Origin of the sequence: Brevibacterium sp. FME17, assembly GCF_014897515.1 — a bacterium.
In the GTDB taxonomy this organism is placed as follows: Bacteria; Actinomycetota; Actinomycetes; order Actinomycetales; family Brevibacteriaceae; genus Brevibacterium.
Map to the genome: position 1 here is coordinate 44172 of NZ_JABUYD010000025.1, position 8821 is coordinate 52992.

11 protein-coding genes are annotated in these 8821 nt (G+C 60.7%); 1 reads left to right on the forward strand and 10 read right to left on the reverse strand.

Features of this window, described 5'->3' with window-relative positions; all coding sequences use genetic code 11:
• Positions 1–4: 4 nt before the first annotated feature.
• Positions 5–157 (reverse strand): hypothetical protein, encoded by a 153-nt coding sequence (locus INT40_RS17610; protein ID WP_193096630.1) that lies wholly within the window; start codon positions 155–157, stop codon positions 5–7.
• A 15-nt stretch (positions 158–172) separates the two neighbouring features.
• Positions 173–4519: a MobF family relaxase gene (mobF, locus tag INT40_RS17615; protein ID WP_193096631.1), complete on the reverse strand. Its 4347-nt coding sequence runs from the start codon at positions 4517–4519 to the stop codon at positions 173–175.
• A gap of 250 nt (positions 4520–4769) precedes the next feature.
• Between mobF and INT40_RS17620 the strand changes: the two genes are divergently transcribed.
• Positions 4770–5228, forward strand: a complete 459-nt coding sequence (locus INT40_RS17620) for a hypothetical protein (RefSeq protein ID WP_193096632.1) — start codon at positions 4770–4772, stop codon at positions 5226–5228.
• A 75-nt stretch (positions 5229–5303) separates the two neighbouring features.
• Here the strand turns inward: INT40_RS17620 and INT40_RS17625 are convergent, their stop codons facing one another.
• The 8 genes from INT40_RS17625 to INT40_RS17660 all read right to left on the reverse strand — a co-directional run.
• Positions 5304–5756, reverse strand: coding sequence for a hypothetical protein (locus INT40_RS17625; protein WP_193096633.1), 453 nt, complete (start codon positions 5754–5756; stop codon positions 5304–5306).
• 71 nt (positions 5757–5827) lie between these two features.
• A complete protein-coding gene (locus INT40_RS17630; protein WP_193096634.1) occupies positions 5828–6061 on the reverse strand; it encodes a hypothetical protein in 234 nt (77 codons plus the stop codon).
• A 36-nt stretch (positions 6062–6097) separates the two neighbouring features.
• Positions 6098–6337 carry a glutaredoxin-like protein NrdH gene (gene nrdH, locus INT40_RS17635; protein WP_193096635.1) on the reverse strand — a complete coding sequence of 80 codons (240 nt, stop codon included), beginning with the start codon at positions 6335–6337 and terminating at the stop codon, positions 6098–6100.
• 242 nt (positions 6338–6579) lie between these two features.
• Positions 6580–6873, reverse strand: coding sequence for a hypothetical protein (locus INT40_RS17640; protein ID WP_193096636.1), 294 nt, complete (start codon positions 6871–6873; stop codon positions 6580–6582).
• 86 nt (positions 6874–6959) lie between these two features.
• A complete protein-coding gene (locus INT40_RS17645) occupies positions 6960–7133 on the reverse strand; it encodes a hypothetical protein (RefSeq protein WP_193096637.1) in 174 nt (57 codons plus the stop codon).
• Between the two features lie 175 nt (positions 7134–7308).
• Positions 7309–7626 (reverse strand): hypothetical protein, encoded by a 318-nt coding sequence (locus INT40_RS17650; protein ID WP_193096638.1) that lies wholly within the window; start codon positions 7624–7626, stop codon positions 7309–7311.
• A 23-nt stretch (positions 7627–7649) separates the two neighbouring features.
• The gene (locus INT40_RS17655; protein WP_193096641.1) at positions 7650–8636 is read right to left on the reverse strand and encodes an IS481 family transposase; all 987 of its coding nucleotides are present in this window, start codon (positions 8634–8636) and stop codon (positions 7650–7652) included.
• On the reverse strand, positions 8633–8821 hold a 189-nt coding region (locus tag INT40_RS17660; protein WP_264298430.1), incomplete at its 5' end, for an RCC1-like domain-containing protein. The genes INT40_RS17655 and INT40_RS17660, both read right to left, overlap by 4 nt.

The following is an 8821-nucleotide window of genomic DNA, read 5'->3' on the forward strand; positions in this document are numbered from 1 at the left end:
CTCATCAGCCTTTCAACGCTTCAAGGTTGTCGACCTTCTTCTGCAATTCGTCAATAGTGCCGGCCTGCTCGGTCACTGTGCGCGTGAGCTTCTCGATCGTGTTCTGCTGCGCCTCTTGCGTGTCGAGGATCGTCTCGATAGTGATTGATTCATCCATGGTCTTGTTTCCTTTCTAGAGTCCGCGGCTGGTGCCGGGGTCATCGGGGGTGACAGTCGGTTCGTCAATAGTGGTGTCGACTCGTGGGGTGGTGTCATCGTCGTCATCGTCGTGAAGGTTCTGGTGAGCGGTGACGTCGCGGCGGATTTCGCGCACGCGATCGAGGAGTTCATTCGGTTCTGGTTTGGTCCGCGGGTCAGCTTGCTGACGGATAGCGGCCAATTTTGCGCGCTGTTCGTCGCTGAGTGTCGGTGCCCCGGTTTTGTGTGCTCGCTCGTAGAGAGCGCGTTGCGTGGCCGGGAGTGTGTCGGGGTTCTCGACGGGCATCGGGTCAGTGATGCTGTCGGCGATGCCGCGTTCGCTGCGCCACAGTGCCACGGGGACACGGTCGGCAGGACGGAGAGGTCCGGCCCAGCCGGGACGGTCGGCATAGAGGCGTTCCTTGTAGGTATTGACCTTGTCGTCGAGGACGGCGCGAGCATTCGCGAGCTGGTTGGCCCACGGGGTAGGGGTCTTCTCGTCGGCCAAAGCGCCGCGAGGTGCGAACCATTCGGGCATTCCATCTGGTCCGAGATCTGGCTTCGGGGGAAGGTCGGGGGTGGTGGCACGGTTGCGGATCTCGGTGCGGATCGCGTCGGCGAGATCCTTGGCTCCCTTGTAGGCTTCGGTGGCTTCGTCGATAGTGAGCTTCGAGGCTGTGGGGGAGTGGTAGGAGCTGTCGGGGTCGGTGGCCCGGTCGCGCTGCCAGTCTTCGCGTGCGTGGTCCTTCCATCCCATGTTCTTCCGGTTGGCCAGTTCAGTCTCGACGGCTTCGAGGTCACCAGCGATCTTCTCAGCGGTCTCGGGGTAGCCGAGGATGAGTTCGGCCTGGTGGTCGTTGTTGAGGTGGAACTGGCGATGCTTGAGCTCGTGGTGGGTGAGGTCTCCGAACTGGCGGTTGCTCCAAGCGGGGATCTCGGTGTCACTATCCTTGAGCGTGACAGGTGCGGGGGTGTGGGACAGGCGTGCGTCGAGGAGACGAGAGGCATCGCGCTTCCGATTCAGTGCCGTCTTATGTTCGGATTGCAGCGTCTCGTCGTCGATGTTCTTAAACTGCCGGCTGTCATCGGCAAGGATCTCCGGCGCATTGTCTTCGAGCTTCCCGAGTCGGAACGCAAGCAGTGAGGCGGGGTCGTTGGCCTCGGCGATGTCGCCCCAGAGTGCGGCATCAAGGATGTGGGCTGGTGTCCATCCTTGCTGTTCGCCTTCGACGAGTTTGGCCACGACGACGGGCCATCCGGTGGAGTCTCCACCATAGAAGACTTCGCCTTTGAGGCCACGGAGTTCCGCGGCGTCGTCGACGTGGTCTTTCATCCGTTCGAGGTCGGCCTTCCACGCAAGATCTTGATAGATGTGTGAGGCCTTGACGGGGTCGACTTCGGCGATCATGGCGTCACGGATGGCTTCGTGGGCTGAACCGGACCCTTCAACGTTGTGACCGATTTGGTCGAGGGGCACGTCGACGGAATCGCCGTCGTCGGTGATGACGTAGGCCATGTTGTTCTCGCGGCCTCGGGTCATCGCTACGTAGGCAGAGTTGCGGGAGAGTTCGGGAGAGAGCACGGCGTGGCACGAGTCAACGGTGACGCCTTGGGCACGGTGGACGGTCAGCGCGTAGCCGAGCTGGACGTTCTTGGCGACGTAGTCAGCGGTCAGTGTCGCCGAGCCGTCAGCTTCGAGCGGGGTGGCCTCGATGGACCCGTCGTCACCGATGTCGGTGACTGTCCAGCGTGCTCCGTTGATGACGAACTTGGCCGCGGAGGAGGATTCGTCAATGAGGATGTTCGGGTCGTTGCGGCGGGTGACGATGATGTCGCCGAGGCCGATGTCGTGGCCATCGCGTGAGCGGACACTGGTGTCCGTGGTGACTTCGCCTTCACCGATGCGGAAGGCTTGGGCGCGGGAGTTAAGTTCGGTAACGGAGTCCATATCTCCGGCGAGCATGATGGAGTTTTTACCGTCAAGGGTGTCGGTCTGCCACGCGGTGTAGGCTTCGGCGACGGCGTTGTCCGAGTCGGCGGCGACGGCACGCTTCTCGTTGATGTACCACTGGAAGACGTTGCCTTTGGTTTCGTCTCCGTCGCGGAGAATGAGTGAGGCTTCGCGTTCGTCGTGGTCGTTGAACCGGAACACGTCTTCGAGTTCAGGGCCGCCGGCGATCTTGTGAATCAGGCGCAGTGCGCCGCCGGATTCGATCGCTGAGAGTTGCCGGTAGTCGCCGATGAGTCGTACGTGAGCTCCGGCGTCTTGGGCACGCCTGGCGACTTCGCGGATCTTTCTGGTTCCTGCCATTCCGGCTTCGTCAATGAGGATGACGTCACCGGTCGACAGCGTCGATTTCTTCGACAGTAGCCACGAATCGATGGTCGTGGCGTGGGATTCGAGTTCGGCTCCAAGGACCGATGCTGCTTGCCGTGAGGGTGCTAGGGCAATGAGGTTGCCGCCTTGTTCCTGAATGGCTTCGGCGAACAGTTTCATCGAGGTTGTCTTACCAGCACCGGCTGGTCCAACACCTGCGGTAATGATGGAGGAGCCGGTGGCGAATTCGCGTGACAGACCCGCCTGGGAGTCGGAAATATCGCGGCCCTTGCCCTTAACCTTGGCCCGGTAGCGTTCGAGAACCGTATCGAATGTTTCGCCCGATACGGCAGGGACGGCGTCAGTTTGAGCGAGGTCGAGTAGTTCTGATTCAGCGAGGAGAAGTTCAGCCGAGGTAAAGGTCTCTTCCCTGTGGCGGGTGTAGACGTCGACCTCGTCTTCGCGGTGTAGCTGCTTAGCAATAGAAGGGTCTCTGCTGATCGGCATGTCATGGCCGCCACCGATGCGCACTGACCAATCCTCGCGTGCAGCGGCGACAACTTGATCGAGAACGTCGCCGTCAACACCGGCTCCGTGAGTCAGGTGGGACAGCTGCCGTTGGGCTTCTGCATGGAGGTGGCGAGTCGACCACACGCCACGATTTTCTGACACGGTCTCAACGACAGACATGCCAAGTTCATCAACATCGATCGACGGTGTCTCCCGTTCAGGATCGATGGTTGTCACGTCCTGAACCAGGTCGTTCATGTCTTGGGAAGTCATGAACTGTTTGGCACGATCGGTCCAACCTTCACGGAGTTCTCCGAGAGTCTTTCCCCCTTGCTTCTCGGGGCGAGTGTCGAGTGTGGCTTGCTGGGCAAGCTGCATCATTTGCTTCTTTGAGGGAGCGCGACCGTGCTGGCGTGTGTACTCATCGACAAGTCCGTTGAGGACTGGTGTGATGGATTCCCTCCGTGAGGAGAAGTCGCGCATGAGGTCATCGCTGATGCCTTTGACTTCGAGGACCGGGCGCTTTCCTTCGCGTTCTCGCGACTCGAACTGGACGCCGAGCCGGTCGTGGAGAAGTTCAGCCAGTCGTGAGTTATAGACCTCGCTGGCGGCGACTGAGGACTTGTAGAGCAAGCTGCCGTCGATAGATCTCCACCGGCCGTCGGCACCCATGACCTTATTGGCAACGACGACGTGATCGTGAAGCTGAGGATCGCCGGTCCGTGATTCGTAGTGACGGAAACGAGCGGCGACGATACCGTCCTTCACGTCGATCTGAGCTACGCCGTTGACACCGGCACGGGTACGAATAGCTTCTTCCTCGATCCATGCCACGGCGTGATCGATGGCGTCGAGGTGGGCCTGTTCGATGTCCTTGGACATGTCGGAGTCGGTCAGTGCCCACAGGGTAGAAACGCTCTTCTGTGGGGAGAATGTCAGGTCGTACCCGGCGACAGCCGAGGACGGTCCGCGTAGCTTTGCGTGCAGATACTTGGTGAGTTCTTCGGCATCAGCCGGTGGCCTTTGCTTCTCGTCGGTGAAGTGCTTGGCGGCGCGTTCAAGCCGAGCCGCGCGCAGTTCATCGGGTTCAAGATCGCGATCGAGCTCGGTCTTCTTCGCGTCGATGGCTTCTTGAATGGATAGGACGAATGGGTCTTCGTCAAGGTTGTACTTGTAGTAGGCGCGGCCCAGCTTGGAGTCAATGCGAGCCTTGTCCATGGCCTTATCAATGTCTCCGTCGTTGGCCATGGCTGCGGCTACGTTTTCTTTTAGGCGTTCGTCGTACCTCGGGTCGAGGCCAAGGCCGAACAGCAACTCCATCTGCCGTTCTTTGACGTGTCCGTCAAGGGCGAGGTGATGGGCTCCACTGCCCATCCAGCGGCCTTCGGGATTGCCTGTCTCAAGGTAGTAGTCCGACATGGATTGTCCACGCTGACGCACGTCATCCCCGCTGGTCACCTCCTTCATGTAGTAGAGGTAACCATCCCCAGCGGAGAGCTTGTGGATGGACATCATGAAATCAGTATAAGCCGCCGGCAGCCGTCTGTCATAAGTAATGCAAGAGGTGTGATGGCTAGGAATGGTTTGTGGAGGGAAATTTTGCTTGCAAAATTGGCTGTTGGGTTTGCGAGTGGTCATCTGGAAATTGTGCTTGGAATGGTGTGGTTGTGCTGTGGTTTTTGAGTGGAGGGCGTTAGGTCGATATGGGGGTGGTTGTCGGTACAATGGTGGTGACTGGTTCGATCGATTTCGGGAGGTTGTCACGATGGCGAAGACGAAGACAGCGATTCGGCAAGAGGCTCGGGAACGAGCGCAGAAGAGGCAAGAGGCGGAGTTGGCGAAACGGCAGCGTCTCATCGACGGTGCGACGGCGGTTTTCGAGACTGCCGCCCAGATTGATCTCATTGACGAGAAGCAGGATGAGGCGATTGCCAAGGCTCGGGAGAAGTTGGAAAAGGAGATCTCCGGCATTCGGGCCAAGTTCGATGAGGAGCGTGCTCTGTTGGCTGAGGAGAAGGCCGATGGGGTGCGTTCGATGTTGAGCATCGAAGGGGCCACGGTCAAGGACATTGCCGAGGCGGTGGAGTTGACTCAGGCGGAGGTGAAGTCGATTAAGGCGGCGATGCCTGCGCAGAAGGAGTCGTTAGAGTTCCCTAAGCCCGGTTCATCGGTGGCTGCCGATGACGAGGTCGATTCAGTGGGGGCCGGCTCCCAGGTGGCCTAACTGTCGTGAGGTTGAGTGAGCATAAGAATAGGCCGGGACGTGATCGTCCCGGCCTATTCTTATGCTCACTCAACCTTAGGGCTGATAGGTGCCTGTGTAGGTGGTGTACCACTGGAAGTGGTTGGAATCGAGGCGTGCACCGAACACGCGGATTCCGTCGGCGAGGTCGATCGTCTCATCGGTGGTCGCGGCGACGATATCGTCGATGGGGACGTCGATGGCAATTCGTTCGAATGCCGCGCAGACCCACATGCCGATGGTGCCATCTGTGGCGAAGCATCCGACACCTTCGTCGTTGACGGCTGCGGGGCGATTGTCCTCGATGGCGATGAGGTACTGCTCGCGCTTTTCGACGTTGACCGTGTCGATGAGCATGGGCGAGAGTTCCGGTCGAGTCGCGGCGAGGATCTTGCGTGCGACGGGGGTGAGCACATCGCCGTCGATGATGTGGGCGATGGCTCCGAGGGGGCGTCCCTCTTTCGCGCCGACGGTGCGGGTGGTCTTGCGCTGCGCGGTGGTGGGGTTCATGATTGGCTCCTTCTGTGGTTGGTGGTTTGTGTTAGTTATAGTCTAACTAATCTTTGGCTGTTACGCAAGTCCTAGCCCTCGCTGAGGTTGCGGGCCTCATCGACAATTGATCCGAGTTCGTCGACGGCGGAGTCGAGTGTGCCGATTGCATCCTGGATGCCCTGGCCGCGGTCGGAGTCTTGGAGACTTTCGGGCATGTTGTCGAATGCCTCCTGCTCCTCGTCGCGGATGTCGGTGAGTGTTTCGAGTAGTGTGTCGAGTTCGCTGGTGAGGTCGGCGATACGGCGGCGACGCTGTTTGTTCATGTCCAACTCCTACGCTTCCGAGTGGAATGGCTACCTTTACTGGGTGAGGGTGGCGATCTTGTCGGGACGGAAACCAGACCAGTGATCGTCGGTAGTGACGACGACGGGGGCTTGCATATATCCCAGTGCCTTGACGGCTTCAAGTGCCTCCACGTCGGCACTAAGGTCGACCGTGGTGTAGTCGAGCCCCTTGGCGTCGAGTGCTCGGTAGGTGGCGTTGCACTGGACGCATGATGGCTTGGTGTAAACGGTAATGGCGGCGGCTGCTGTACCCATTGCGATCAACTCCTGGTGTGGCTGGTGATTTGTGTTAGTTATAGTCTAACTAATTAATGGGTTTGATGCAACCTTTTTCCGGATCTCTTGGAACTTTTTCGCTTGGATCTCCCCGGCCTCGTCGTCGAGGACACGGTCGAGACTCAACCGAATACGCCATCAACTTCATCCCCTCGTTGCTGCTTTTCACTGAACACTGCAAGGGCACCGCTCACTGTGGCCGGTGCCCTTGCTCGGCGGCGTCATCGGTCGGCTGGCTGCCTAGGGTCGAGCCGGTGCAGCTCGGCGTCGATGACGGCGACGTCATCGAGAACGTCCTGTGCGAATTCTGCTGCCGTCGGCAGCTCACCGGCTAGCGCGGTCTGTGCCTTGGAAAGCATCTGCTCTCGGGTAGCACTGAGCTCATTGAAATAGTCGGCGAGCATTTGAGCGTATGCCTGCATGTCGCCGGTACCGCGCAGCGCGGATCGCCGCGCGTGCATTCGCCTTCGCGCCGGTGCGACCGGGTCGAGTATCGCGATCGTGTCATTGACCATGATGGGCTCCTTCGATTCGTGGTTGCGCGGCGGCTGGCCAGGGTGGCAGGGTCTTCCTGGGCAGAGACCCCGCCCGGGTGTTGCCTTCACCATTGGTAGGTGCAGTGCAGGTCGCCCCCTTCATCCCCTTCTGAGTGGGCTTCGATGATCGTGTTGGCGTCGTCGTCGAGTCCGAACCGGCGGAAGACGTTGGCCAGGGCTTCGATCTCCTGGCAGGCGAACATCTGCCATAGCTCGCGGTGCTCGGCGGAGGTTGCCATCTTTTCTGCGGCGATGGCGACGAGTGCACCGGTGAGGGTACCGGAGGTGTCGCGCAGTGTTTCCAGCTCAGCGCGAGTGCAAGTACAGCTCGTGATTTCCTTGAACTTTTTCGCGCGGATCTCCCCGGCATAAGTAGAGCCCCGCCATGACGGCGGGGCTCTGTGGGTGCGGTGATCAGTGGATGGTGAGGCTAATGCCGCGGTAGAACGTGTGCTCGTTGCGCGTCCACTTCAGCAGCCTCTCCGTGAAGTCGTCCGCGGCGGCCATGGTGTCGAATCCAACGAGCATCCATGGGAGTCGAGCTTCCGCCGTGCCGGCCTCCCAGTGGCTTGCGCTGAGGTCGAGGCGATAGGTGACGGCTTCGCCTTCGTTTGCCTCGATGGCAGGGTAGCCGCCGGTGGCCTTGGCGATCTCCCGAGCCTTGCCCTGCATGTGGCGGAGCCAGTTGTAAGCCTGAGCCTCGGTCCTGGCGTAGGGGTAGCGGTCCTTCATCGCCTCCGGGGCTTCCTGGTTCACTAGTTGTACTGACCGGGGACATTGATCAATCGTGAGAAGGGCGGCTGATTGCCACAGGCCGTGTGCGGACGATGCTGGTTGTACTGGTGCAGCCAGGCCTGCAGGGCGTCGCGGCGTTCCTGCTCGCTGAGGTAGCAGCGGGCGTAGGCCCACCCGTCGGCCATGGTGCGGTGGAACCTCTCGACTTTCCCGTTGGTCTGCGGCCGGTACGGACGAGTCCGCTTCGGCGTGATCGAAAGTGCCTCGCAGGTGTCGCGCCACAGGAAGGAGCGGTATGCGCCGCCGTTGTCCGACAGGACGCGTTCGATGGTGACGCCGCGGTCGGCGAACCAGTCGACCGCCCGGTGCAGGACGGCGACGGCGGTAATGGCAGTTTCGTCGTCGTGGACCTCGGTGTAGGCGACGCGGGAGTGGTCGTCGATGACGGTGTGGACAAATGCGTACCCCAGCTTGGGGTTGTGCCACTTGCTGCGGGGCTTGTCCGGGGTGGCGGAGCGGTTCTTCTCGCCTTGGCGGCGGCCGACATAGCGCCAGCCGCCGCCGTCGGGGATGTTCCCGAGCTTCTTCACGTCCACGTGCACGAGCGACCCGGGGTAGTCGTGCTCGTAGCGGCGGACAGGTTCACCTGTGGCGCGGTCGGCGTATGCGAGCCGGTTCAGTCGGGTGGTCGTGAGGATTCGATGCACGGTGGACGGCGCGATGCCGAGCCTGCTCGCGAGTTGGACCGGCCCTTCGCGAAGTCGCAGGCGCAGGCTCACGCACCGCTTCGTCGTCGCCTTGCTCGTCTTGTTCGGTGACGTCTTCGGCCGCGAGGACCGGTCGTTCATCGATTCGCCATTGGCGTAGCGGTCTACCCACCGCTTCACAGTCGGCCAGGACACCTGGAAGCGAGCGGCGACCTCGCTGATCGGCCAGCCGTCGTCTACGACCAGGCGAGCTACTTTGAGGCGATGGCGTGGCGTGAGTGCTGCATTCGGGTGCATCAGGCGGTACCACCGTTGCCGAGCTGCCATTCTTCGACCGAGCACTGGCCATGGTTATTGCTGCCCGTGGACAGAACAGTCCCGTCGCTTCGCAGACCGAGGCTGTGTTCAGCTCCAGCGGCGACGGCGACTACGTCGTACCAGGACGACACGTCGCACTGTCCTTGGCTATTAGATCGGAAGAGCAC

What these genes read in the sequence shown, in the direction of transcription:
- INT40_RS17645 (WP_193096637.1), bottom strand. Translation starts at nt 7,133, where the DNA reads ATGGCAACCTCCGCCGAGCACCGCGAGCTATGGCAGATGTTCGCCTGC.
- INT40_RS17650 (WP_193096638.1), bottom strand. Translation starts at nt 7,626, where the DNA reads ATGAAGGACCGCTACCCCTACGCCAGGACCGAGGCTCAGGCTTACAAC.
- mobF (WP_193096631.1), bottom strand. Translation starts at nt 4,519, where the DNA reads ATGATGTCCATCCACAAGCTCTCCGCTGGGGATGGTTACCTCTACTAC.
- nrdH (WP_193096635.1), bottom strand. Translation starts at nt 6,337, where the DNA reads ATGGGTACAGCAGCCGCCGCCATTACCGTTTACACCAAGCCATCATGC.
- INT40_RS17630 (WP_193096634.1), bottom strand. Translation starts at nt 6,061, where the DNA reads ATGAACAAACAGCGTCGCCGCCGTATCGCCGACCTCACCAGCGAACTC.
- INT40_RS17620 (WP_193096632.1), top strand. Translation starts at nt 4,770, where the DNA reads ATGGCGAAGACGAAGACAGCGATTCGGCAAGAGGCTCGGGAACGAGCG.
- INT40_RS17625 (WP_193096633.1), bottom strand. Translation starts at nt 5,756, where the DNA reads ATGAACCCCACCACCGCGCAGCGCAAGACCACCCGCACCGTCGGCGCG.
- INT40_RS17640 (WP_193096636.1), bottom strand. Translation starts at nt 6,873, where the DNA reads ATGGTCAATGACACGATCGCGATACTCGACCCGGTCGCACCGGCGCGA.
- INT40_RS17610 (WP_193096630.1), bottom strand. Translation starts at nt 157, where the DNA reads ATGGATGAATCAATCACTATCGAGACGATCCTCGACACGCAAGAGGCG.